The sequence below is a fragment of the Collinsella aerofaciens genome, assembly GCF_040920445.1.
In the GTDB taxonomy this organism is placed as follows: Bacteria; Actinomycetota; Coriobacteriia; order Coriobacteriales; family Coriobacteriaceae; genus Collinsella; species Collinsella aerofaciens_BH.
This window is the reverse complement of the sequence record NZ_JBCOTQ010000014.1, coordinates 22,595-45,901: the sequence shown is the minus strand read 5'-3', so window position 1 is coordinate 45,901 and position 23,307 is coordinate 22,595. Positions and strand designations below refer to the sequence as shown.

Annotated in this window: 20 protein-coding genes and 1 riboswitch; of the genes, 17 read left to right on the top strand and 3 right to left on the bottom strand. The window is 61.0% G+C overall.

Features of this window, described 5'->3' with window-relative positions; genetic code table 11:
- Positions 1-300 precede the first annotated feature (300 nt).
- The 3 genes from AB5405_RS03785 (at position 301) to AB5405_RS03775 (ending at position 3,178) form a co-directional block, all read left to right on the top strand.
- Complete coding sequence (locus AB5405_RS03785; protein ID WP_368137645.1) at positions 301-1,140, top strand: 3-hydroxyacyl-CoA dehydrogenase; 840 nt, start codon at positions 301-303, stop codon at positions 1,138-1,140.
- The gene (locus AB5405_RS03780) at positions 1,110-1,262 is read left to right on the top strand and encodes a hypothetical protein (protein WP_368137644.1); all 153 of its coding nucleotides are present in this window, start codon (positions 1,110-1,112) and stop codon (positions 1,260-1,262) included. Before AB5405_RS03785 ends, AB5405_RS03780 begins: the two co-directional genes overlap by 31 nt.
- Before the next feature lie 179 nt (positions 1,263-1,441).
- Positions 1,442-3,178 (top strand): aryl-sulfate sulfotransferase, encoded by a 1,737-nt coding sequence (locus AB5405_RS03775; protein WP_368137643.1) that lies wholly within the window; start codon positions 1,442-1,444, stop codon positions 3,176-3,178.
- Between the two features lie 66 nt (positions 3,179-3,244).
- Here the strand turns inward: AB5405_RS03775 and AB5405_RS03770 are convergent, their stop codons facing one another.
- A complete protein-coding gene (locus AB5405_RS03770) occupies positions 3,245-4,384 on the bottom strand; it encodes a DUF389 domain-containing protein (RefSeq protein ID WP_368137642.1) in 1,140 nt (379 codons plus the stop codon).
- 214 nt (positions 4,385-4,598) lie between these two features.
- Positions 4,599-6,302 (bottom strand): OPT/YSL family transporter, encoded by a 1,704-nt coding sequence (locus AB5405_RS03765; protein WP_368137641.1) that lies wholly within the window; start codon positions 6,300-6,302, stop codon positions 4,599-4,601.
- A gap of 192 nt (positions 6,303-6,494) precedes the next feature.
- On the opposite strand from AB5405_RS03765, the gene AB5405_RS03760 reads away from it, so the two are divergent.
- From AB5405_RS03760 to AB5405_RS03710, 11 genes are all read left to right on the top strand, one after another.
- Positions 6,495-7,346 (top strand): type III pantothenate kinase, encoded by an 852-nt coding sequence (locus tag AB5405_RS03760; protein ID WP_368137640.1) that lies wholly within the window; start codon positions 6,495-6,497, stop codon positions 7,344-7,346.
- Positions 7,347-7,430: 84 nt separating this feature from the next.
- The gene (locus AB5405_RS03755; RefSeq protein ID WP_161115098.1) at positions 7,431-7,955 is read left to right on the top strand and encodes a deoxycytidylate deaminase; all 525 of its coding nucleotides are present in this window, start codon (positions 7,431-7,433) and stop codon (positions 7,953-7,955) included.
- A gap of 171 nt (positions 7,956-8,126) precedes the next feature.
- The gene (locus AB5405_RS03750; protein ID WP_022094472.1) at positions 8,127-8,405 is read left to right on the top strand and encodes a NifU family protein; all 279 of its coding nucleotides are present in this window, start codon (positions 8,127-8,129) and stop codon (positions 8,403-8,405) included.
- Between the two features lie 109 nt (positions 8,406-8,514).
- A complete protein-coding gene (lgt, locus tag AB5405_RS03745; protein ID WP_022094473.1) occupies positions 8,515-9,336 on the top strand; it encodes a prolipoprotein diacylglyceryl transferase in 822 nt (273 codons plus the stop codon).
- 134 nt (positions 9,337-9,470) lie between these two features.
- On the top strand, positions 9,471-11,654 hold the full coding sequence (locus tag AB5405_RS03740) for a DUF6020 family protein (RefSeq protein WP_368137639.1): 2,184 nt from the start codon (positions 9,471-9,473) through the stop codon (positions 11,652-11,654).
- 165 nt (positions 11,655-11,819) lie between these two features.
- A complete protein-coding gene (locus AB5405_RS03735; protein ID WP_055251993.1) occupies positions 11,820-12,626 on the top strand; it encodes a YebC/PmpR family DNA-binding transcriptional regulator in 807 nt (268 codons plus the stop codon).
- A gap of 166 nt (positions 12,627-12,792) precedes the next feature.
- A complete protein-coding gene (locus AB5405_RS03730) occupies positions 12,793-13,338 on the top strand; it encodes an Asp23/Gls24 family envelope stress response protein (protein WP_368137638.1) in 546 nt (181 codons plus the stop codon).
- Complete coding sequence (locus tag AB5405_RS03725; RefSeq protein ID WP_368137637.1) at positions 13,331-13,708, top strand: DUF2273 domain-containing protein; 378 nt, start codon at positions 13,331-13,333, stop codon at positions 13,706-13,708. The genes AB5405_RS03730 and AB5405_RS03725 overlap by 8 nt, the downstream gene beginning before the upstream one ends.
- Positions 13,709-13,752: 44 nt before the next feature.
- On the top strand, positions 13,753-14,274 hold the full coding sequence (locus AB5405_RS03720) for an Asp23/Gls24 family envelope stress response protein (protein WP_138374888.1): 522 nt from the start codon (positions 13,753-13,755) through the stop codon (positions 14,272-14,274).
- A gap of 208 nt (positions 14,275-14,482) precedes the next feature.
- Positions 14,483-15,505 carry a YitT family protein gene (locus AB5405_RS03715; RefSeq protein ID WP_161144641.1) on the top strand — a complete coding sequence of 341 codons (1,023 nt, stop codon included), beginning with the start codon at positions 14,483-14,485 and terminating at the stop codon, positions 15,503-15,505.
- 150 nt (positions 15,506-15,655) lie between these two features.
- Positions 15,656-16,945 carry a zinc-ribbon domain-containing protein gene (locus AB5405_RS03710; protein WP_368137636.1) on the top strand — a complete coding sequence of 430 codons (1,290 nt, stop codon included), beginning with the start codon at positions 15,656-15,658 and terminating at the stop codon, positions 16,943-16,945.
- A 131-nt stretch (positions 16,946-17,076) separates the two neighbouring features.
- On the opposite strand, the gene AB5405_RS03705 is transcribed toward AB5405_RS03710, so the two are convergent.
- Complete coding sequence (locus tag AB5405_RS03705; protein ID WP_368137635.1) at positions 17,077-18,540, bottom strand: M20 family metallopeptidase; 1,464 nt, start codon at positions 18,538-18,540, stop codon at positions 17,077-17,079.
- A 168-nt stretch (positions 18,541-18,708) separates the two neighbouring features.
- Between AB5405_RS03705 and AB5405_RS03700 the strand changes: the two genes are divergently transcribed.
- The 3 genes from AB5405_RS03700 to groL all read left to right on the top strand — a co-directional run bounded on the left by AB5405_RS03700 (position 18,709) and on the right by groL (position 22,742).
- Positions 18,709-20,346 (top strand): amidohydrolase, encoded by a 1,638-nt coding sequence (locus tag AB5405_RS03700; protein WP_368137634.1) that lies wholly within the window; start codon positions 18,709-18,711, stop codon positions 20,344-20,346.
- 368 nt (positions 20,347-20,714) lie between these two features.
- Positions 20,715-21,008, top strand: a complete 294-nt coding sequence (gene groES, locus AB5405_RS03695; protein ID WP_022094351.1) for a co-chaperone GroES — start codon at positions 20,715-20,717, stop codon at positions 21,006-21,008.
- Positions 21,009-21,104: 96 nt separating this feature from the next.
- Positions 21,105-22,742, top strand: coding sequence for a chaperonin GroEL (gene groL, locus AB5405_RS03690; RefSeq protein WP_118081059.1), 1,638 nt, complete (start codon positions 21,105-21,107; stop codon positions 22,740-22,742).
- Between the two features lie 369 nt (positions 22,743-23,111).
- A riboswitch (FMN riboswitch) is annotated at positions 23,112-23,304 on the top strand.
- The last annotated feature ends 3 nt before the right edge of the window (positions 23,305-23,307 follow it).

Here is a 23,307-nt window from a genome sequence, read left to right as displayed (position 1 = left end):
TACGAGCTCCTGTGCGAATTGGAGAGAACGCTCCCGCAAACTGCCTCTTGACAACTTATAGGAGCGTCGGTTTTATTGGCGGAAAACCGGGGTGTACTCAAGGGTTCCGGAATTTGCCGCATACTTCCGCAAACGACGTCTCGGTGGCACAAAAAATCGCCCTCGGCGCCTTGAAATAATGAACAAATGTAGCCGTTCGCCGCAAATTACCGTCCGTTTATAGAACCCATCCCCAGCATGCAGTCCCCTTACGGTTGAATAAATACACATCTATGGAATTACGTAAGAGAGGACCGTTCCATGAGCTACAAGACCGTTTGTGTTGCCGGTGGCGGCGTGTTGGGAAGCCAGATTGCCTTTCAGGCTGCCTACTGCGGCTTTGATGTGACGATCTGGCTGCGCAGCGAGGGCAGCATCGGCCGCACCCAGCCCAAGATCGATCATGTGCGCGAGGAGTACATCGCGGCAATCGAGGGCATGGCGGATGGCATAGGCGAGTGGTGCGCCGGTATCGCCGATAGCGGCCAGCCCTTCGACAAGGAGGCGGCACTCGCCGCCGTCGAGCGTGCCTACTCCACGCTCAAGCTGGAGCTCGATCTTGCCAAGGCCGTAGCCGACGCCGACCTGGTCATCGAGTCTATGGCCGAGGACACCCAGGCAAAGATCGACTTCTACAAAAAGCTCGCCCCGGTTCTCCCGCAAAAGACCGTCGTCGTGACGAACTCCTCTACGCTGCTGCCGAGCACCTTTGCCAAGTACACCGGCCGTCCCGAGAAGTACCTGTCGCTGCACTTTGCCAACTCCATCTGGAAGAACAACATGACCGAGGTCATGGCGCAGGACCAAACCGACAAGCGCTACTTCGACGAGCTCGTCGACTTCGCCAACGACATTCGCATGCTTGCCCTGCCCGTCAACAAGGAAAAGAACGGCTACCTGCTCAATTCCATGCTGGTGCCATGGCTGCTTTCGGGTCTCGACCTGTATGTCTCGGGCGTGAGCGACCCAAAGAGCATCGACCTCGCATGGACGCGTGGCACCGGCGCCCCCAAGGGTCCGTTCCGCGTATTCGATACGGTGTTGGTATCCAGACGGCTTACAACATCGTTATGCAGTACCAGAAGGTGCCGGGCCTGGTGAGCCCGTTGCTCAAAAAGATGATGATGCCCTACAACTTTAAGGCCATGGCATCCGTCCTCAAGCAGATGCTCGACGAAGGCAAGCTGGGCGAAAGCTCGGGCGAGGGCTTCTTCAAGTACTAAAAAATGATCCCTCGGGGACGGAGGAAAGCGGATCATCGCATTTCTGCGTCCCCTGTGCGTCTTGCGGCTAACAGCTCCGGCTGCCGTGAGCCTAAGCTAGCCTTAAGGGGCGTTTGTTAAGCTGCGAGTCATAATTGGACAGGCCTGGGCAAACGCCATGGTATATGAGGAAAACGACGGTGGTATTCAAAGACGGTAACGATATGGAATTGAGTGACAAGGACATTAGGCTATTCTCGCGCCGAGCGGCTCTTGCGGGTGCGGCGGGCGCGCTGGCACTTGCCGGGACGGGGCTCACGGGCTGTTCAGTCGGCGGGGCCGGCACGGGTGCCGCATCCACTGCGAGCAACGAGCTCACCGACGAGCAAAAGAAGCTCCACAAGCAGATTCTCGCGACCTACGACGTCGAGAAGCAGGCGGCCATCAAAGACCAGCTCGATGCTGATTACGCCGCAGGCAGCTTCGACGATACCGCCCCGTTCGTCAAGGCAGATCCCCTTGGCACCGATACCCTGAGCTGCTACGTGCGCTTTGCAACGGCGGATCCCGTAACCGTCTCCTACAAGGTCGCCGAACGCAAAAAGGCCGGCGACGCCCCCAAAGTCGCCGCGTTTTCCCGTACGCCCCGCGGCGGCGACACGCCGGCCATAGAGCACGAGTTCAAGGTCATTGGACTCATTCCCAACCATAAAAACAAGGTGACCCTCACCTGTACGGCACAAGACGGTACCAGTCGCACCTCGACCTTTACCATCAAGACGCCGGCTCTCAAGGGCGAGGAAGAAGAGCGGCTCGCCGTCACGGCGGGGGAGTCCAACACGCCGCTTGCCGATGGCCTCTTTGCCATCCTGGGCAACGACTCATCCAAGCTCGACTTCATGTACCTCTACGACAACGCGGGCCAGATTCGCGGCGAGGTGCCGATCATCGGCTACCGTAGCCATCGCCTGCTGTTTTCGGGCGACGGCAGCATGATTATGAGCATTTCGACGACCAAGATGGCTCAGATTAACGCCATCGGCCAGGTGGTAAATGTCTGGAGCACGGGCGACTATGAGTTACACCACGACTACGCCTTCGATGACGACGGCAATCTGCTGGTGCTGGCGAGCCATGCCGGCTCCGAGGCCGATTTGGACGTCGACCGCGCGGCCGCCAAAAAAGACAAGGACGATCGCGTTAATGTCGAGGACCTCATCATCAAGGTCGACATAACAACAGGTGCCATCTCTCTCGTCGTGGACCTGGGCGACATATTCCCCAATCTCAAGGCGAGCGCCAAGGTTGCCTCGGACGGCGACCTGGATTGGATTCACATCAACACGATCCAGTGGCTCGGCGGCGGCACCGTTCTGCTCAGCTCGCGCGAGACCTCAACGGTCATCAAGCTCACGGATATCTACGGCACGCCTACGGTCGATTGGCTTATGGACTCGCCAGAGTTTTGGGCCGGCTCGGGCTTTGAGGACAAGTTGCTGCAGGCCCAAGGCGATTTTTCGCTCAACGCAGGTCAGCACAGTGTGACCTATCTGCCAAACGACGAGACGACCACGACCGGTCGCTACCAGGTGCTGCTGTACGACAACAACTTTGGTGCGGCCGAGAGCTATCCCAAGTTCGACTGGGGCAAGCTGGGCGCCGCGGTGGTGACCGACTACAGTAAGGGAACGCATTCGTTTGGACGCATCTTTACGGTGGACGAGACCGCGCGCACCTACGAGCTTGTGGACCAGATCGCAGTGCCGTTCTCGGGCTACGTAAGCAGTGCACAGCGCGTCGGCGATTCGAACAGCATGCTCGTGGCATCGGGTCAGGCCAAGACCTTCACCGAGTATGATCGCTATGGACTGCCCATCGCCACCTACGAGATGGAAGCCGAGAAGTACATCTACCGCGTGTACAAGTACGAGCTGTAGCGCTGCGCTTGGCTGTGCCTGCGCCCCGCGCCAGCGCTCTCGTGCCGGGCCACCTCGCGTCCCGCATCACTTCACGTCAAACTCCACGCGACCGAGTTCGGGCACATTGAGGTCGATGAGCTTGCGGGCAACGCGGCGGTCGTGCGCCCCGAGCGCCTCGCTTGTCGTCACGTGAGCGACAACCTCGCGCTCGACGATGCCCTCCTCGTCGCCTTCGGCGGCTGAGGTTTCGACGGCGACGGTGTAATCCTTGAAGCCCGGTAGCACCGCGGCAAGCTCGCGCGTGGTTTCGGTGACGCCGTAGCCGTCCTGCACGCCGGCCTGCGCCGAACCAATAGACCCCGCGGTCATAACGATGCAGGGGACGGCAAAGATCACCGTGCCCACGATGATGTGGCGGCGCACCTTGCGCGATAGCTCGTTGACCTCGTCGTTTTCCTCGGCAGTCACAATACCGTCGCCGTTCAGGTCGCGCTTGAGCGGCACGCGTAAAAGAAGCAGCACGGCTTCGGCAGCCAGTGCGATAAAGACCACGTTGATGCCAAACTCATAAAGTGCTGAGAGAAACAGCGACCCGCTCGCGATGGCAATGCTGTAACCTGCCGCGCACAGGGGCGGCATGAGTGCGGTCGCCACGGCTACGCCGGCAATGAGCGTCGAAGGCTCCTGGTCGCGCGAGTTACCCAGCCCGCCCGCAAAGCCGCCCGCGAGCGCGACGGCAAGGTCCCATACGGTGGGTGTCGAGTTATCGATGATGGCGGCCGTGGTGGTGCCAAGGGGCGAGAGCTTAAAATACAGCGTGGACGTGATCAGGCAAAGGACCATCTGTAGAGCCAAGCCCGCGACGGCTTCGACGGTAATCTCGCGGTCGAGCGTGGCAATGCCGTATGCCATGGCAAGCACCGAGCCCATGAGCGGGCAGATAAGCATGGCGCCCACGATGGCAATGTCCGAATCGATATCGAGGCCGATGCTCGCGATGAGCATGGCGATGATGAGGATGCACAGGTGAGAGCCGGTCAGGCGCGCCCCATTTACAAAGCGCTTGCGAATCACGTGATAGGGTGCGCGACCCTCGCGAATGTTGAATGCGCGCCTCAGGAAGCGGCCGGCGTTCTCCATGACCTCGCTATAGGCAGGGCGGATGCCGTGGCGCCGGTGATGGCGCTCGCGCAGTCGCTTGAGCTGCTGGTTATCGAGTTTCATGTTCACCTCGCTCCGCCGCGGGCTATGCATCGCATCCGCTACCTCTACTCTACACCGCGACAGGCGGGGTGGTCATCTTGACGTGAAACTTAGACGAGTAGGTAAAGGGGGCGCGTCAAATGAGGCTGAAGCCGAGGGTTTCGGCAGATACAGAAAAGCGCGGGGCCGGATGGTCTCCGACTCCGCGCTCTGCACAGGTGCGTTGTTATTGGGTTTAGCCCAGCAGGCTCAGGCCAACAGAAACAAACGCCAGGATAACGCCGACGACGGACTCGCCGCCCAGCAGACCGCTGGCAACGACCAGGCCCTGCTCCTGGAAGGCGGCATCCTTGGCAGCCTTCTCCTCGTCCGAAAGACCGGCCTCGGCGTCGCGGTGTGCGGCCCACTTGTCGTAGGCGAGCTTGACGCAGGAGCCTAGGAAGGCCGTGAGCGACATGTAGAACGGCAGGTACACGCCTAGACCGATCATCATGGCCGGAATGCCGAGCCAGTACATGATGATACCGGCGATAAAGCCGCCCGCGAACCACGGCACGCTCGGGATGCCCGAGACCATGGTGGCGACCACGCTTGCCTGCGCGGCCACAAAGCTCTTGTCGGGGCCGAAGGCGTCCGGACCATAGGCGGTGACGAGCGCGACCATGACAGCGGCAGCGACCAGGGCACCCACGATGCCACCAATGGCCTGGCCGACCCACTGTGCGCGCGGGTTGGTACCCAGTACGGCTCCGGCCTTAAAGTCGTTCATGACGTCGCCCGCAAGGCCGCACGCCACGGCCACGATGCCGGCGATAAAGAACAGCTTGACCTGCGCGAGCTGCGCGAAGGCTGCCACGATGAGCATGACGATGAGGCCAAAGATCTCCATGGGGTCGATGCCCGTCTGGCCGCAGCTCTGCGCGCTCATGATGGTGGTGACAAAGGTGAACAGCGTGACGATGACGGCCGGAACGGGGCCAAGGTCGAGCGCGATGGCTACGATCACGGCAATGGCGGCGGTGCCCAGGCCGATGATGCCGGCGTCGAGCTTAAGCGAGCCCGAGATGAGCGACTGCTCGTCGGTGTCGGTGGAGCTGTCGGCGGCGAGGCCGCGGACGATGCCGGCGACCTGCGGCAGGATGTCTTTAAGGACGACAGCGACGCCAAAGCCCATCATAAGGCCCATACCGAGGGACTTGACGATACCCTGCGCGGTCACAATATCGAACAGGCCGGCGGCGGTGCCGCCGACGATGATGCCAAAGTTGCCCAGCAGCGCGCCGGCAAACCAGAACGCGACGGGGGCGAAGCCCACCAAAAAGCCGATGGACAGCAACATGGGCGAGTTGTAGATGGCAAAGGTCACGCCGGGGATATTGAGCGTGCACAGCATGCTGGGCACCACGCCCAGAGCGTCGCGCAGCACGCTGTAGATGCCGGCGACGGCCATGGAGCCAAAGAGCTGCTTGCCGGTCTTGCCACCGGCCTCAGTGGCGCGCAGGGTCTGAGCTGCGGCGTTGCCGGTGGGGAACTCAAGCGCGGCGTCCACGATAAAGTGACGGTGGATGAGCGCGGTGGCCAGCAGGCCCAGGATGGTGCCGGCGAGTGCCACGATAAACATGTCGAGCCAGCTGATCTGGTCGGCATAGCCCAGCATCCAGGCGCCCGGGATGGTAAACGCCAGGCCGCCGGCGACCATGGCGCCCGCGGACATGATAGTGTGGGTGACATTGGCCTCGTTGAGGCTGGCATTGCCCATGAGCTTAAGGAAGAACAGCGAGATGACGGCAGCGAAGACGATCGGCCAGGGGAGTGCGCCCATCTTGAGGGCGGTGTAGGCCGAGCTTGCCGTGATGATCACGCAGCCAAGGACGCCGATGACGACGCCGCGCAGCGTGAGTTGCCCGCGCATCGAGGCGCGGTTCGAGGGATTGCTCATATAGAACTCCTTTGCGTATATCCGCTTCCCCCGGGAGCGCCGCTACGGATACGGCGCGGGAAGTCGGGTTACCAAGGGCCGCCGCGTGAGCTCGCGCGCGACCGCGCACCAGTATAGCGGCAAGCTAGTCATTTTGGGATGACTGGTTTAGGTAGGCGATATACTGCTGGGCAGACGAAAGGAGCGCCGACGATGCTTAATGGGTGCGCATATATATTGACGGTCGACGTGGGCAATACGTTCATTCGCTTTGGCCTGTTTGCCGAGGATTCGGCCGCGGCGCAGGAATGTCCGCTTGCGACGTGCGAGATCACGACGCCATCGAGCATTACGGCCGACGAAGCGCGTATGCGTCTCGCTCAAGTCATGGCCGCGCTGGCGGCTGATGCGGGCATGCCCGGCGCGCTCGTGCCCACGGCGGCCGTGCTGAGCTGCGTGGTGCCGGCGCTCGAGCGCCCGTGGAAGGCGGCGCTTTCCCGTACCTGCACGGGGCGCGTGCTCACCGTGGGGCCGGGCCTCAAGACCGGCATGCCCGTGCACTACGACGACCCGGCCGAGATCGGCCCCGACCGCATCGCCGATGCCGTGGCGGCCCGTGCCGTCTACGGCTCTCCGTGCATCGTGATCGACCTGGGCACGACGACCAATATCGAGGTCATCGACGCGTGCGGTACCTTTGTGGGCGGCGTCATCGCGCCGGGTCTGGCGCTCGGCGCCCGCTCGCTCTCGGCCGCTGCGGCGCGTCTGCCGCAGGTCGAGCCTTCGGCGCCCACGCATGTGATCGGCCGCAACACGCGCGAGGCCATGCGCTCGGGCGTGGTCTTGGGCGAGGTAGCCCGCATCGACGGCATGCTCGACATGGTGCTCGCCGAGATGCGCGCGACCAAGGCCGCGGGGGAAGGCAACGTGCCCATCGTCATTACCGGCGACGATGCCGAGGCACTCGCGTCGCTGGTCGGTCACAGTCTGACGGTCGACGACGCGCTGACGTTGCGGGGACTGGCCGAGCTCTACCGCATCAACCAAAAGCCCCGCCGCGTGTAAAAGTGAGGGCGCCGGTGGGACAAACGCCTCCACCTTTCACCTGCTACAATGGGTCAAACTATTGCGATTACGGAGGTGTCTGTCATGTCGGACGATCTTCATCAAACTTCGTCAGGCAAGCGCCTGGACGTCATTAGCTGGGACGAGTTCTTTATGAGCGTGGCCATCGCCGCGCAGCGCCGCAGCAAGGACCCCAACACGCAGGTGGGTGCGTGCATCGCCAACACCAACCACCGCATCCTTTCGGTGGGCTACAACGGTACACCCTCGGCGCTCAACGACGACTTTTTCCCGTGGGGTACGAGCGACGACCCGCTGCAGGACAAGCACAACTACGTGGTCCATGCCGAGGCCAACGCCGTGCTCAACTACCGTGGCTCGCTCAAGGACCTCGAGGGTTCCACGGTCTACGTCACGCTGTTCCCGTGCCACGACTGCGCCAAGATTTTGGCTCAGGTGGGCGTGGGCGAGGTCGTCTACCTGGACAACAAGTACGCCGACACCGATGACGGACGCATCAGCCGCCGCATCCTCGACTCCTGTGGCATCAGCTACCGCCAGGTTATCGTCGATGTTCACATCGGCACCGAGGGGCGGGCTCAGCAGTAGCGCGTGGCAACGCCAGCTGGCAACAAAAGGCAGCCAAAAGAGCCCCGTCCCAAATTGACTACTCGTGAAAGTCGCGTCTGCGCGCATGGACGGCTCGTGAGCGGGTACACGGCTGTAGTAACATAGCTCTGTCCGCGGGCGCGCCCGCGTTATTGTGAGAAAGGAGCCCCTGTGGCTGTTAACGAAGAGCTGCTTAAGAAGGTTCTTGAAGAGATTCGCCCCAACCTACAGGCCGACGGCGGCGACATGGAGTATATAGGCGTTGATGACGAGGGCGTCGTCAAGCTGGAGCTTCAGGGCGCCTGTGCCGGTTGTCCCATGAGCGCCCTGACGCTTTCCATGGGCATCGAGCGTATCCTCAAGGAGCACGTGCCCGGCGTTACGCGTGTCGAGCAGGTCAATGCCTCCGGCGAGACCGATGACCTGTACGACGAGTACGCGCCGTTCTAAGATGCGAAAGCTGCGGGCGATATGCTCCGCATAGACGTCACGCCCGAATATGCGGCTGCGAGCGCAAGGCCCGCGGCCGCATTTGTATGTAGGGAGCAGGGGGACCGATATGCTCAACGACCTCTACCATATGCTTGATCCCGTCGCCATCTCGGCGGGGCCCATCACCATCTACTGGTACGGCTTGGCCTATGTGGTCGGAGCTCTGCTCACGGCGGTCGTCATGTACCGCACGCAGCGCCGTTGGGGTTTTGACATTACGGTCGACGACCTGACGAGTGTCGTGGTCGGCGTGGTCTTTGGCCTTATCATTGGCGCCCGCCTGTTCTACGTCATCTTTTACGGCGACGGCTACTACTGGGCGCATCCGCTCGAGATCTTTGCTACCAATGAAGGCGGCATGAGCTTCCATGGCGGCCTGGTGGGCGGCATCATCGGCGGCGTGCTCGTGTGCCGCATGTACAAGCTCGACGCCTGGACCATCGCCGACCTTGCCGTTATCGGTGCTCCGTTGGCCTTATGTCTGGGACGCTGCGCCAACTTTGTCAACGGCGAGCTGTGGGGCAAGCCGACCGATCTGCCCTGGGGCGTGATCTTTGGCGGCACCGCGGGCGATATGCCGCGCCATCCCTCCCAGCTCTACGAGGCATTCCTCGAGGGTATTGTGCTCTTTTGCATTCTGCAGGTGCTCAGCCGCAAAAAGCCGCTACTGCCCCAAGGCACGTTTATGGGCGTCTTTGTGATGGGTTACGGCATCGTTCGCTTTTTGATTGAGTTTGTGCGTGTGCCCGATGCGCAGCTGGGCTATCTGCTGGGCGGCGTCATCACCATGGGTCAGCTGCTGAGCCTGCCGCTCGTAATCGCGGGCCTGGCGCTCATCATCTTTGCTCGTCGCCGCAACCAACCCCAGCGCATCTACCTCGACGCTTAACCACCAAAAAGTGAACAGGCACCTTTGTGGTGGTTCGCTGGGCAACGATGACAGAACCGTAACGTTTCCCCAGATAAAACCTGCCAAAATAAACCTGTCCCTTTTTGGCAGGTTTCTAGAAAGGCTTTCGGACTGTGAAGGATTCCGACCTCTCCACAACGGCTGCGCGCGACGCTGCCCGCATCGTCTGGTTTAAGCGCTACCCCGCCAAGCAGACGCTCATCGCATTTTTGCTCGCGCTGTTGGCGACCACGGCGTTTTCCATCGATCCTGCCCCGGTGTCGAGCAACGCAGTCTTGGCGATTGACCCCAAAGCCTCGGGCATGCTGTACGTGTGCTACGAGGTGCTCCTTTCGTTTGCCGGCCATACCGACGCGGTCATGCTGCTTGCACTTGCCTGCCTGCTCACCTTGCCGTTTCGCTACGTGTTCTTTGGCCGTGGCGACACCTGGCGTCCATCGATCATTCTGCCGTCGCTGTTCTTCGCCATCTGCATGGTGTTCGGCCGCAGCTACGACCTCACCGACTCGGCCGAGATTGTCCTTGGCGACAAAGCTCGCATCATCTGCGCCTGGATTGGCGGCGCGGGCTGGATTCTCCTGGCGATCGTTGCCTTCTACCTTGCCTTTGAGTGTCTAGATTGGCTGAGCTCTCGGCGCATCCCGTTTTCCGAAGCGCACTTTGGCCGCGTATGGCGTGTGACTCACGCCGTGCTCTCGGTCCATCCCTTTGCCGGGCCCTTCCTGGTGCTTATGATCGCCTGGACGCCCACGCTCATCGCTTCGCTGCCCGGCCTTTTTATGGGAGATACGGGCGCGCAGATTCGCCAGTGGTTCAACTATCCCAACGGCACGAGCGACTACCTGCGCCTACTCAACCCCAACGTGCTGCTCAACGGGCATCATCCCGTAGTGCACACGGCCATTATCGGCTCGTGCGTTCAGCTGGGGCTTTCGCTGTTCAACAGCGCTAACGCGGGTCTTGCCATCTACACCTGCGCTCAATTTGTCATCACGGCTGCCTGCATGGCCTATTCCATTTCGTCGCTGCGCAAATTGGGCGTGAGCCTGCCGGTTCGCGGTGCGATCCTGCTGTTCTTTGCGTTTATGCCGATGTTCTCTAACTACGCGGCGTTGCTCACCAAAGACGTGCTCTTTGCCGACGCGTTCTTGGTGCTGCTGGTACAGACCGTCAAGCTCGTGGCATGTGGCTTGCCCCGTCGTGATGCCAATGCCGAGCGTGCGGGCGAACAGAGGCCCGTGCTCTTTGCGCGACATGACTGGCTGCTGCTCACTCTGGGCGCCATGGGTTCCACGTTTCTGCGCAACGGCGGCCTGGTGTTTCCCCTGGCGGCATGTGTAATCGCGGCGGCGTTTTGCGCATGGGACGCGCATGTGGCTCATCGTGCAGTCAAGCAGGCTGGTGCTGCGCCTTCGGGCGGCATCCCGCGTTTCCGCTGGGTTGGCGTTCTCGCGGTGCTCGCGCTCTGCCTTGCCTCTAATATGTACTTCACCAAGGTCTTTATGCCAGCGCACGACATCACGCCTGGTTCCAAGCGCGAAATCCTTTCGATTCCGTTCCAGCAGACGGCTCGTTTCGTCCAAAAGCACGACGGCCTTAACTCGGGCGTCAACCCTACGGTTAAGGAGGACGGCACCATCGTGGAAGCTCCTTGCGACGGCTTGGTGACCGACGAAGAGCGTGCCGTGATCGATCGTGTACTCAAGTACGAGAACCTGGGCCGCCGCTACAACCCCGACAAGTCCGATGCCGTCAAGAACTGCTTTAACGAGTACGCCTCGCAGGAGGACATCGATGCCTATTTTGAGGTATGGGCTCAGATGTTTAAGAAGGATCCCGAGTGCTATATTTCGGCGCTTATCAATAACTACTATGGTTATTTTTATCCGAGCGCGCGCGATGCCTGGGTCTACAGCACGGCGCGTAGTGCCGAGATCATGGCGCGTCCCGACAACCTCAAGTACTTCGACTTCCATCCGGTCGATAGCAACGTAGTGCGCTGGTGCGACCACCTGATCAATCTGTACCGTGTGGCGGTGCAGCGCATCCCGTTTATTTCGCTCACCATGAGCTCGGCCACCTATGTGTGGATCATGATCGCCGTGGTGGTCTATCTGCTACGTCGTCATTCGTGGCGTGCGCTGGCGATCTGGTTGCCGCTGCTGGGCGTGCTCGCCGTGTGCCTGATCGGTCCCTGCAACGGCTCGACCTACATGCGCTATCTGTATCCGGTCATCGCCTGCATGCCCTTTGCCATCGGCGCCACCATCACCCGCAGCGATCTCCTCTGGTCCTAACTTGGTGCATTGGGGTCAGGTTTCTTTGCACCAAAGGGGGGCATCATCACGACGCCTTCATTTTGGGGTTTATCTCGCAGGCCGGTAGGTATATCATAACGACGTTTGTTTATATTGCCCGAGCATCTGCGCTGGGCTTTAGGTCGAAACCGATAGGAGACACGTATGTCCGGACACTCTAAGTGGGCCACAACCAAGCATCGTAAGGGCGCGCAGGACGCCAAGCGTTCCGCCCTCTTCTCCAAGCTCAGCCGCAACATCACCGTTGCTGCCCGTCTCGGCGGTGACCCGCTGCCCGAGAACAACGCCAGCCTCGCCGCTGCCGTTGCCAAGGCCAAGGCTCAGTCCATGCCTAAGGACAAGATCAAGTCCGCTATCGACAAGGCTTTTGGTTCGGGTGCCGACGCTGCCGTCTACGAGAACATCGTGTACGAGGGCTACGGTCCCGCCGGTGTCGCCGTCTACGTCGACTGCCTGACCGACAACCGCAACCGTACCGCCGCTGATGTCCGTTCCGCCTTCTCCCACGCTGGTGGCAACCTGGGCACCTCCGGCTCCGTCGCCTTCCAGTTTGAGCGTAAGGGCCAGATCGTCGTCGCCAAGGAGATCCTGGACGAGAACGCCAAGAAGGAGACCATGATCGCCAACGGTGCTGCCGGTGACGAGGATGAGTTCATGATGGCCATCGCCGAGGCCGGTGGCGAGGACTACGAGGATGCCGGCGAGGAGTGGATCGTCTGGACCGCTGCTAACGACGTCATGGCTGTTTCCAAGGCGCTCGAGGAGCAGGGCGTCCAGGTCAAGGGCTCCGAGACCACCATGGTCCCGACCACCCCGACCGAGGTTTCCGGTACCGACGCCAAGAAGGTCCAGCGCCTCATCGACCGTCTTGAGGAGCTCGACGACGTCCAGGATGTTTACAGCACCATGGACATGACCGACGAGGTCATCGCTGCCCTCGAGGAGGAGTAGCGCCCGCACGGGTTAAGCCGTGCATATCTGGGCATAATGAAGCGAGCATGCAAGCCTCGTGGAATAGATGAGCCGGATCCGCGTGCGTAGAGCACCGGACCCGGCTCTTTTATAATGATGCGAACCGTTTTGCATTTCGAGAGCCGAGATTTGAAGGGAGCGCCACGTGCGCGTACTCAAACGAGCCCTAGCGATTGTGTATCTTGCCGCCGCCATCGTGGCGCTGGGCACGCTTGTCTGCCAGTTTTGGGGGCCGTATACGTATCGCTTTATGCTGCTGATGCGCGACCCCATGCCGCGCATTGTCGTGACGGCATGCGGCGGAGTTGTGGCGATTGGCGTGCTGATAAGCTTCTTCCGCCTGATGTTTGCTCGTCGCGAGCCGTCCTGCGTGCATCCGGCGGGGGAGCGCAATATCGAGATCACGCTCGCGGCGCTTTCTTCGTGCGCCAGGGCTGCTGCCGAGCGCGACGACCGCGTGATGGTCGAGCATGTCGAGGCCCGCGTCCAAGGTTCCGACGATTCGCACGTCCGTTTTAAGGTCGAGGCTATCGCGCTTGACGATAAGGACGTGGCATCTCTGGCTACCGCGATGCAGCAGCGCATCGAGGAAGCTTGCGACACCATGCTCGGCACGCCGGGTACGACCACGCGCGTCCGTTTTTTGCCGTCCAAGACTACCGTCCAGACCGTGGAGGTTTCCGGTGAGTGATACCAATCAAGATAAGACCGCTCGTACGCCGCGCCTGACGATTGACCAGAGCGCCACACCGGCGAGCGAACCTGTTGATTCCAAAGCAGAGGCAACCGAGTTACAAGACGCGGCAGCCGCGGATTTTGACGAGGCTATGCGTCTCATCAAGGGTACGGGCGCTGCCATCTGGAGCTATGCCGTGCGTCATCCCAACACCACGCTCGGCGCCGTCGCTGGCTTTATCCTTGCCGTGTTGGTGCTCACGCTCGGCCTGTGGGACACGCTCGTCATTGCATTCTTCGTGCTGATCGGCGCCGTGATCGGCCAAATTCGCGACGGCGAAAACGGGATCGTCAACTTCTTCGGTCGTCTGTTTAGCGGCCGCTAATATGTATTCGACTGTCGCATCCGCGGCAGGCATAAGGAGGAACCATGGCTTTTAATACGAAGGTCGATGTGGCCGATACCGAGCTCGAGGAGAATGAGGCGGCCGTCGCCGAAGCCGAGGATGTGACGCTCGAGGATGAGGCGCTCGTCGAGGCCGAGTCCGCCGATGACGCGGACGAGGATGATGAGGAAACAGACGAGTCCGAGGACTCGCTGACCTATTCCAACGGTGTGATCGAGAAGATCGTCGCCATGGCCACCCGCGAGGTGCCGCACGTTTTGGGCATGAAGGGTAACCTTATGCACTTTGTGCAGGAGCAGTTTGGTGCCGAGAATCTGACCAAGGGCGTGACGGTTGAGGTCACCGATGACAATCGCGTGGTCGTCAACATCTCCGTCATTATCGAGTACGGCGCCTATGCGCCCGCGATCTTCGACGATGTCAAGGCACGTGTCACCGAGCGCCTTGCCGCGATGACCGGCCTTGAGGTGGCGGGCGTCAACCTGCGCATCGAGGACGTCATCACCCCCGAGGAGTACGAGCACCGCACCAGCCAGCACGAGTAACCTTCCAAAAAGGGACAGGTTTGTTTTGGCAGGCTTTATCTGCGAAAACGTTAAACGGCCGACCGCGCAAGCAAAAGCGTGGCCGGCCGTTATTTGTATGCCCCCCGATGTGGGCATACCGCTCGTCTAACTAGGGGTTGCAATCGTCGCGTTCCGCGTTACCCTAATGGGCGCATTGTTTCCAAATTGTTAACGAGGGGTTGCCGTAATGGCCGACGAGCACGAAACAGAAAGCAAGGCATGGGCGATTGAGGCCGCCGCGGCAGAGGCGGCATCGCGTGCTGCCGAGGAGGTGCATCGTCCTCCCGTGGTGCCGATGGAGCGCGTGGTTGATCGCACCGATATCGAGCGCGGCGAGCGTGTCGGTCAAAAGCGCAGCCAGGAGCCGGGCTTCCCGCGCTTTTTTGCCGAGCTCAATCTGGGCCTGATTCTTACGGCCTTCGCCATCGTTGCGTTTAAAACCCCTAATCACTTTGCTTTTGGCGGCACCTCGGGCGTGTCGGTCATTCTGTCCACGCTGTTCCCGACCCTGCCCGTCGGCGTTTTTATGTGGATTATCAACGCGGTTCTCGTCGTCTTGGGCTTTATCTTTTTGGAGCGCAAGGCAATCCTGTGGAGCGTCTTCGCCTCGTTTGCGCTTTCGGCCTATGTTTCGCTGTTTGAGCTTTTTATTCCGACCGATGTCTCTCTGACGGGTGATATGTGGCTCGACCTGTGCTTTGCCGTCATCTTGCCGGCGCTCGGCAGCGCTATTGTCTTTGATATTGGCGCCTCGACGGGCGGCACGGACATTCTTGCCATGATCCTCAAGCGCCGCACGACGCTCGAGATTGGCCGCGCGCTGCTGTTGGTTGATATCGGCATCGTGGCCATCGCGGCCTTTTTGTATGGCCCGCGTGTCGGTCTGTATTGTGTGCTCGGCCTGTTTGCCAAGACGCTTGTGGTCGACAAAGCCATTGAGAGCATCCATCTTCGTAAGGTCTGCACGGTCATTTGCTCCGAACCCCTTAAGGTCGAGGAGTTTATCGTCAAGCATCTCAACCGCACGGCGACCATCAGCCGGGGCTACGGTGCCTTCTCGGGCAAGTGTGTGACGGTGATCATGAGCGTGCTGAGCCGTCGCGAGGCCGTGCAGCTGCGCCGTTATGCGCGCGAGGTCGATCCGGGTGCCTTTATCACGATCGTCGACAGCTCCGAGATTGTCGGCAAGGGCTTCCGCGGAACGAACTAGCACAGACGTATTCAACGAACCGCCTGCTGGCGCCGTGTATCTTGCAAATCGGTCATCTTTGAGTATTTGACCCCACATTGGGTGATAATGATGCCAAAGACATCGTTTGCGATCCAGGTGATTCGCTCTAGATACGAAGGGATGATTTCGATGTTCTGCTCGCAGTGTGGCGCCCCTATGGGCGATAACGACAAGTTCTGCGGCGTGTGTGGTGCTCCTAATGCCGGTGCCGCTGGCCCCGCTCCCCAGGGACAGCCTCAGCCCCAGCAGTTTGTTCCGCAACCGCCCGTGGCGAATGCGCCAAAGGGCTGTGTGGCTCAGGCGTTCCAAGATATGACCAAGACTCCGGGTGTGCTTCAGCGTGTATGCCAAATCGCGTTTTTGCCGGCGCTGATTTGCGTTGTGTCGGTGCTCGTGTTGTTTATTCCCGTTATTGGCGGCATTGCGGCTGCCATCGGCTTTTTGGCAGCTTGCATTGCGAGCGTGTGCGGTTCCGGCTTTGGCATCGAGTGGGGTCGCGATCTGTCGCTTAAGATCGATGACGGCATTGATCGTCCGCTGATGCGTTCCACGTCGTTTGGTCTCGGAGTCTTTTCGAGCGTTATTTCGGTCGTGCTCGAGGTTATCGCTGCCATTCCCGTTATCGGTGTAGTGCTTTCGCTGGTGGAGGGCGTGGTAATTGGCGCTGCGGGCTCGTATTCTTATTACGGCTCTTATGCGCTCGAGGCTGCGCTGTTTGGCTCGCTTGGCCTGCTTGTCCTGGCGCTAATTGCCTCGGCGATTCTGGGTGTCTTCTTTAAGATGTTCGCCGACATCGCCGTGATGCACTTTGCGGTGACCGGGCGTGTCGAGAGCGCGTTTTCGCTCGATAAGGTCTGGGCGGCGTTTAAGCACAACAAGACCAAGCTGTTCTGTGCTTCGTTCCTTCCCGAGTTTTTGACGGGCCTGGTCGCCAACGTTGTCACATGGATCTTGACGGTCGTCTTTGGCGCCATTGCCTCTGTCGGTATGTATAGCTACTACTATCGTCCTACGGGTATTGAGGCAATTGTTACCGGCGGTGGCGTCACGCTCGCGCTGTTCTTGGTGCTGGTCGCTTTCGTCACCGTATTTCTTACGGTCTTTGGCAAGATGCTCAAGCACCGTGCCGTTGGCTATTGGGCCGCACGCTATGCAAGCGAGTGGGCCGATGAGGATAAGGACGACGTCCTGACTTTTGTGTTGCCCTTCGAGAAGAAGTCCACCCATTCGGGTTACGGTGCTCCGGATGCTTCGCCGGCACCTGCACCCGCTCCCGCGACCGAGCCTGAGCCGGCGCCCGAGCCTGAGACGGCATCTGAGTCCGAGCCTGCACCTGAGCCTGAGCCTGAGCCTGAGCCGGCACCTGCACCTGAGCCGGCGTCCGAGCCAAGCTCCGACGAGGAGCCTCAGGACGAGTAGCCACGCCGCCTGCTATTTGGGGACGGGGTAGAAATGGTAGAAATAGCGCTTGAAGAATGAGCGGGGGCGGACGTTTCGATACGTCCGCCCCCGCTTTGCTTTAGCCAGGCTGTTATGGATGGGTGTGACGACTACTCGTCGCGCTTTTCCTCGTGACGAGCGGCGGCGCGAGCTTCGTGGATGCCCTTGATTGCGGCATGGCGAGCCGTGCGGGCATCATGGATGGCGTCGCGAGCCTCGGCGGTCGTCGCCTTGGCAGAGCGCAACTTGGCGGCCAGATCGGGGTTGGTTTCGGCGACCGCGGTAATCGCGGGGCCGTCGAGCTCCTCTTGCGTGGGCTCGGCCAAAAAGTCGATAGCATACTGGGCGGCCACCATGGAGCCCTTTGCCAGCACGGTCTCGTCGATCTTGTAGAAGCAGGAATGCTGGGCGTACGTGGCGCCAATCTTGGGGTTGCGCGTACCTACAAAGGCGAGCACGCCCGGTACGCGACGCAGGTACTCCGAAAAATCCTCGCCCGAAAGCGTGCCGCGATAATGGCCTTGGCCGGTGGGGCCCAGGCACTTGATTACAGCCTGACGGCAGCGCTCGCTCGAGGCGGCGTCGTTTTCGACCTTGTAGTTGGCGATGGTGTAGTCGGTGAGCTCTGCCTCGGCGCCCAGAGCTGCCGCGGTATGCTCCACGATGCGGCGCATGAGCTCCGGCATTTCCTCGTGGGTCGAATCGCCGTAGGTGCGCACTGTGCCGGCGAGGTAGGCCGTGCCGGCGATAACGTTGCGCGCGGTGCCGCCGTGTAGCTCGCCGACGGTGATGACGGCCGGCTCGTAGGGGCTGATTTCGCGCGAGACGATGGTCTGCAGGGCGTTGACAATTTCGGCGGCAACCATGACGGCGTCGTGACCTCGCTGGGGCATGGCGCCATGGCACGAGGTGCCGCGGACGTCGATGCGGAACCAGTCGGTATTGGCCATGCGCGGACCGGGCTCGCAGCTCACGGTGCCGGCGTCGACCTCACTCCAGATGTGCGCGGCGTAGGCGCCATCGACGCCGTCGAGCACACCCGTGCCGATCATGAGCTTAGCGCCCTGGCCGTTTTCCTCGCTGGGCTGGAATACGATGCGGACTTCGCCGTGGATGTCGTCGGTCATATGGCGCAGGATTTGCAGCGTTCCGAGCATCATGGCGATATGGCAGTCGTGGCCGCAGGCGTGCATGCAGCCCTCGTTGACGCTGGCGAACTCCTCGCCGGTCTGCTCGGTGACGGGCAGGGCGTCGATGTCGGCGCGCAGCAGGATGCGGCGGCGTGGTGTGCCGTCCTCGCGGTAGGCATCCGGCGCGGTACCGCGAAGCGTTGCCACCAAGCCGGTCTTGAGCGGACGCTCGTAGGGGATATTCATGGCGTCGAGCTGGTTGGCGATGTCGGAGGTCGTGCGCTCCTCGGCAAGGCTCAGCTCCGGGTGCTTATGGAAGTGCCGGCGCTGCTTGATGATATATGGTTCAAACTCGGTAGCGATATCTTTGATGGCTGCGGTGACGTCGTCAGCCGCGCGAGCCTCGGTCGCCGCCATAATCTGCTGTGCCTTGGTCTTCGTCATGGTCGATTTGCTCCTTGCTGGGTTGATCGCAAAATCGTACAGGCTCTCTCCAGTATGCCACCTGCCGCTAGGGCTGGTAAAGTTGCCGTTTGCCGCTTGGGGTTTTGTTACAGGGGCGGGGGAGTACACTCGGGGGTGTTGAATTTCCTGCCAGAGATGGGGATGCCCATGCAACATATCGATCGGATTATCCGCTCCAAGAACGTCTTTACCGCGCAAGACGGCATCGATACCGCCCGCGAGCTGGCGATTGCCATCGCAGGCGACCGTATCGTCGCAGTCGGTGCGCCCGATGACGTGATCGCCGCCGCTCCTGCCGCCACGCCGGTTATCGATTACGGCGAGCAGTTTGTCTGCCCCGGTTTCCATGACGCTCATCTGCACTTCTTTCATACCTCGGTCGGTTCCTCGCCGTACATGCTCATGGATATGGGCACGTCCGAGGCTGCGCTGGTGCAGCACGCGCTCGAGTTTTCCAAGGACCTGCCCGATGACGCTTGGGTTGTGACGCAGGGCTGGCGCGACTACCGTTGGGACCCGCCCGAGCATCCTACCAAGGCGTCGCTCGATGCGGCATTCCCCGATCGTCCCTGTGTTATGTATTCGGGCGACGGGCACACGCTGTGGCTCAACACCCGCGCACTCGATGCACTCGGCGTCACGCGCGACAGCGAGCCACCAGCGGGCGGTAGCTACGACAAGGACGCAAACGGCGAGCTCATGGGTATTGCTCACGAGGCGGCTGCCATGCAGCTGCTACCGCGCTGCCTTGAGTGGCTGGGCGAGGATCGCATCGCAAGCGCTTACGCCGATCAAATGAGGCGGATGGCCGAGCAGGGCATCACCTCGATATGCGATATGTCGCTCATGCCCATGCCGGGCTGCGATTTTATCCGCGACGACGTCTATGACAAGCTGCAGGCAGCCGGCAAGTTGGGCATCCGAGCCCATCTGTTCCCCACGCTGCTGGATGACCAGTCGCGCCTGGAAGAGCTGCAGGCACGTTACGCGAACAACGCGCTGCTCTCGGCGCCAGGCTTTAAGCAGTTCTTCGACGGTGTGTCGAGCGAACACACGGCCTATCTCACCGAGCCCTATACCAACCCGCGCTTCCCGGGCGATCAGGGCCGTCTGACGGTTCCGGCTGAGCGCATGCGCAAACTGGTTCTGGCGGCCGCGGAGCGCGGTCACACCGTGCGCATCCACGTCATTGGTGACGGTGCGATTCATGCCGCGCTGGATATCTTCGAGGAGGCCGCCGACCTGTACGGCCTGCCCCAGCACGGCCATAACACGCTCGAGCACCTGGAGAACCTCTTGCCCGAGGACATCGATCGTCTACGCAAGCTTAACGTCGTTGCCTCGAGCCAGCCCTGTCACATTACACTCGACCCGGGCGGCCCCGAGCGCGATCTGGGCCTGGAACGCAGCCGCATCATGTGGCCGTTTGCGACCTATAAGCAGCGCGGCATCCGCCAAGCCTTCGGCACCGATAGCCCCATCACAGCTGTTACAAGCATGAACGTGCTCTACACGGCTATCACGCGCCAGGATCCCAAAAGCCACTGGCCCGAGGGCGGCTGGTTACCGAGCGAGCGCATCGATGCAGCAACAGCCCTGCGCAACTACACCCTGGGCAGCGCCTATGCAGCGGGCGACGAGCAAAACCTCGGCAGCTTGGAGCCCGGCAAGTATGCCGACCTGGTAGTCCTGGACCAAAACCCGCTCACCATCGACCCCCAAGAGCTCCAGGCCACCAAGGTTCAGGCGACCTACCTGGCAGGCAACTTGATTTACGAGCGCTAACCCCATCTGCATCGCCATTTTGCTGCACTGACTTTTCTGAATACCGGGCTCGAATTAGTTAACCTAGCTCCCGGGGCGGACCGGAGGGCATGAAGTTTGTCGCGAGTTCCGCACGCAAAGGAAAGCACTTAATGTGCTTTCCGTCTTGCGCAGGACTGTAGAGCAGCAAACTTCATGCCCTCCGGTCCGCCCCGGGAGCCACTGCTAAGTTATCCCGCGGCATTCAGAAAATCTAAGTGCCAAAAAATAAGATTTTTTGACTCTGTGTTGTATAACCCGCCATTCGTGGGTACCATTCAACGCGTACGCAAACAAAAAGGGTTAATTCGCGTGGTATAACCGCGCGGCCCAAAAAGGAGGAGACAAGCATGTCGTCTTTGAAGCCGCTTGCAGATCGTGTTCTGGTCAAGCCCGACGAGGCCGAGCAGAAGACCGCTTCTGGTCTGTATATCGCCAGCAACGCTCAGGAGAAGCCGCAGCGCGGCACCATCGTTGCCGTTGGTGCCGGCAAGGTCAACGACAAGGGTGAGCGCATCCCCATGGACGTCAAGGTTGGCGACGTTGTCATCTACGGTAAGTTCGGTGGCAACGAGGTCAAGGTCGACGGCGAGAAGTATCTGCTGATGCGCGCCGACGACATCTACGCCGTCGTCGAGGCCTAGTCTCGTCAGAATCTCTGATTCGTCTTTGAACGCGCCCGCCGCACAGGACTCGGAAGCGGCGACGCGAGTCACATTTCTTTTGGAGGATTACCTACCATGGCAAAGAACATTACGTTCAACACCGATGCCCGCGCTAAGCTTGCCAAGGGCGTCAACACTCTGGCCGACGCCGTTACCGTCACCATGGGCCCCAAGGGTCGCTACGTTGCGCTGCAGCGCACGTTCGGTGCCCCGACCATCACCAACGACGGCGTTTCTGTCGCCAAGGAGATCGAGCTCGAGGACAACATCGAGAACATGGGCGCTCAGCTGGTGAAGGAGGTCGCCACCAAGACCAACGACACCGTGGGTGACGGCACCACCACCGCAACCCTGCTCGCCCAGGCCATCGTCAACGACGGCCTGCGTAACGTCGCCGCTGGCGCCAACCCGCTGGCCATCCGTCGCGGCATCGATAAGGCCGTCAACGCCGCCGTCGCCGAGATGAAGAAGCAGGCCAAGCCGGTCGAGACCAAGGAGCAGATCGCTTCCGTCGGTACCATCTCCGCCGGTGACCCCGAGGTCGGCGAGAAGATCGCCGAGGCCATGGAGGTCGTGGGCAAGGACGGCGTCATCACCGTCGAGGATTCCCAGACGTTCGACATCACCATCGACACCGTCGAGGGCATGCAGTTCGACAAGGGCTATGTCTCCGCTTACTTCGTCACGGATAACGACCGCATGGAGGCCGTGATGAAGGATCCGTACATCCTCATCACCGACCAGAAGATCTCCAGCGTTCAGGACATCATGCCTGTTCTCGAGGCTGTCCAGCGCGCCGGCCGTGGCCTGCTCATCATCGCTGAGGACATCGACGGCGAGGCCCTGCCCACCCTGGTCCTCAACAAGATCCGTGGCGCTCTCAACGTCTGCGCCGTCAAGGCTCCGGGCTACGGCGATCGCCGCAAGCGCATCCTCGAGGACATCGCCGTCCTTACCGGTGGCCAGGCCGCTCTGGACGAGCTGGGCGTGAAGGTCGCTGACATCACCGCCGATATGCTCGGTACCGCTAAGTCCGTCACCATCTCCAAGGACAACACCGTCGTCGTTGGCGGCGCTGGTTCCAAGGAGGCCATCGACGCCCGCATCGCTCAGATCAAGGGCGAGATGGAGAACACCACCTCTGACTTCGACCGCGAGAAGCTCCAGGAGCGCCTGGCCAAGCTCTCCGGTGGCGTTGCCGTCATCAAGGTTGGCGCTGCTACCGAGTCCGAGCTCAAGGAGATCAAGCATCGCGTCGAGGATGCCCTGCAGGCAACCCGAGCTGCTGTCGAGGAGGGCATTGTCGCCGGTGGCGGCGTCGCCTTCATGGACGCTGTTCCTGCGCTCGATGCTGTCGAGATCGACGACCCCGAGGAGAAGATCGGCGTCGACATCGTCAAGAAGGCTCTGACCGCTCCGGTCGCTACCATCGCCAAGAACGCTGGCTTTGAGGGCGCTGTCGTGGTCGACAAGGTTGCCGAGCTGCCCGCCGGCCAGGGTCTCAACTCTGCCAACGGCGAGTGGGGCGACATGATCGAGATGGGCGTCCTCGACCCCGTCAAGGTAAGCCGCGTCACCCTGCAGAACGCTGCTTCTGTCGCCAGCCTGATCCTCATCACCGAGGCCACCGTCTCCGATGTGCCCAAGAACACTCAGCTTGAGGACGCTATCGCTGCTGCTACCGCTGGTCAGCAGGGTGGCGGTATGTACTAAGGCCGACAAGGTCTAGAACTCCCACCGGGAATCCGGGGGCGTGACGGGGCTTCTCTCCGGAACGTCCTCGGACATGCAAAGAGGCTCCGCATCGCGCTTCGCGCTGCGGAGCCTCTTTGCGTCCTGCGGAATATTCCGGAGAGAAGCCCCGTCACGCCCCCGGATTCCCTGCGTTTACGGCCTTGAGGTCGGCGTGGGCGGAGATCGTGGCTGATGGGGATACGTGTCCCGGTCGCTGTTTCGCGGCTTTGCCGCGAAAGGCGCGCTACTTTGGGATGGATGGGGAACGTGGTAGTTGCGGCAACTGGTCCCCGCCATAAATTACCCTTGGCATACTTGCGCAAAAGCCTGCTGGTGCTACACTTGCAATTGCTGTTTCAGGGCGGGGTGGAATTCCCCACTGGCGGTAAATCGGGCGGTGCCAAAGGGGTGCCGTGGCGCAGACGAGGCGTCTGCGACCGAGCCGATGAGTCCGCGACCCGTGCGTGTGTTGGTTCGCATGCCGGCTGAACTGGTGAGACCCCAGTACCAACGGTTAGAGTCCGGATGAAAGAGGCAGGTGATC

Bases quoted from the DNA above. Each gene is read 5' to 3' on its own strand.
- AB5405_RS03705 (WP_368137635.1), bottom strand. From the start codon at position 18,540: ATGACGAAGACCAAGGCACAGCAGATTATGGCGGCGACCGAGGCTCGC.
- AB5405_RS03720 (WP_138374888.1), top strand. From the start codon at position 13,753: ATGGCTTTTAATACGAAGGTCGATGTGGCCGATACCGAGCTCGAGGAG.
- AB5405_RS03715 (WP_161144641.1), top strand. From the start codon at position 14,483: ATGGCCGACGAGCACGAAACAGAAAGCAAGGCATGGGCGATTGAGGCC.
- AB5405_RS03700 (WP_368137634.1), top strand. From the start codon at position 18,709: ATGCAACATATCGATCGGATTATCCGCTCCAAGAACGTCTTTACCGCG.
- AB5405_RS03780 (WP_368137644.1), top strand. From the start codon at position 1,110: ATGCAGTACCAGAAGGTGCCGGGCCTGGTGAGCCCGTTGCTCAAAAAG.
- AB5405_RS03735 (WP_055251993.1), top strand. From the start codon at position 11,820: ATGTCCGGACACTCTAAGTGGGCCACAACCAAGCATCGTAAGGGCGCG.
- AB5405_RS03755 (WP_161115098.1), top strand. From the start codon at position 7,431: ATGTCGGACGATCTTCATCAAACTTCGTCAGGCAAGCGCCTGGACGTC.
- AB5405_RS03710 (WP_368137636.1), top strand. From the start codon at position 15,656: ATGTTCTGCTCGCAGTGTGGCGCCCCTATGGGCGATAACGACAAGTTC.
- AB5405_RS03760 (WP_368137640.1), top strand. From the start codon at position 6,495: ATGCTTAATGGGTGCGCATATATATTGACGGTCGACGTGGGCAATACG.
- AB5405_RS03765 (WP_368137641.1), bottom strand. From the start codon at position 6,302: ATGAGCAATCCCTCGAACCGCGCCTCGATGCGCGGGCAACTCACGCTG.
- AB5405_RS03785 (WP_368137645.1), top strand. From the start codon at position 301: ATGAGCTACAAGACCGTTTGTGTTGCCGGTGGCGGCGTGTTGGGAAGC.
- groL (WP_118081059.1), top strand. From the start codon at position 21,105: ATGGCAAAGAACATTACGTTCAACACCGATGCCCGCGCTAAGCTTGCC.
- groES (WP_022094351.1), top strand. From the start codon at position 20,715: ATGTCGTCTTTGAAGCCGCTTGCAGATCGTGTTCTGGTCAAGCCCGAC.
- AB5405_RS03770 (WP_368137642.1), bottom strand. From the start codon at position 4,384: ATGAAACTCGATAACCAGCAGCTCAAGCGACTGCGCGAGCGCCATCAC.
- lgt (WP_022094473.1), top strand. From the start codon at position 8,515: ATGCTCAACGACCTCTACCATATGCTTGATCCCGTCGCCATCTCGGCG.